The sequence below is a fragment of the Streptomyces glaucescens genome, from assembly GCF_002154375.1.
In the GTDB taxonomy this organism is placed as follows: Bacteria; Actinomycetota; Actinomycetes; order Streptomycetales; family Streptomycetaceae; genus Streptomyces; species Streptomyces glaucescens.
This window is the reverse complement of record NZ_MUND01001075.1, coordinates 1-575: the sequence shown is the minus strand read 5'-3', so window position 1 is coordinate 575 and position 575 is coordinate 1. Positions and strand designations below refer to the sequence as shown.

At 75.7% G+C, this 575-nt stretch carries 1 pseudogene; it reads right to left on the bottom strand.

Going from position 1 to position 575, the window contains the following annotated elements:
• Positions 1-56: 56 nt before the first annotated feature.
• Positions 57-575: pseudogene (locus CCN42_RS40685) on the bottom strand (alpha/beta hydrolase); the annotation flags it as partial.

The following is a 575-nucleotide window of genomic DNA, read 5'->3' as shown; positions in this document are numbered from 1 at the left end:
GTCGCCCCCGGCCCGCAGCGCGACCGAGGGTCAGGCACCGGGGTCCCGTTGCCGGGCTAACGCGCCCGGTGACGGTCCCAGAAGTCGGCCACCGCACGGGCGGTCACCAGCGGCCGGTCCAGGTTCGGCGAGTGCTCGGCGCCCGTCACCACCGTGCGGTGCGCGCCGAGCCGCGACGCCATCTCGTCCAGCAGCGGCACCGGCCAGGTCCCGTCCCGTACGCCGGACAGCACATGAAACGGCAGCGACACGGCGGCCAGCTCGTCCACCCGGTCCGGCTCCGTGCACAACTGGTGCCCCGTGGCGGCGAGCTGCGCCGGCGAATGTCCCAGCCAGCGGCGGCGCAACTGCTGCGGACCGCCCAGCCCCCGGGCCGGACCGCCCACGTCCTCCGGGGCGCCCATCGCCAGGATCGCCTCCCACACCCGGTCCATCGACATCACGGCCAGCGCGTCCCGCAGCAGCTTCACCCGGGCCTGCTGTGCCGTGGAGATCTCCGCCGGGCCCGAGCAGACGAGGGTGAGGGAGGCGAAGGGGGAGGGGTCGAGGAGCACGGCCGCGCGCGCGATCTGCCC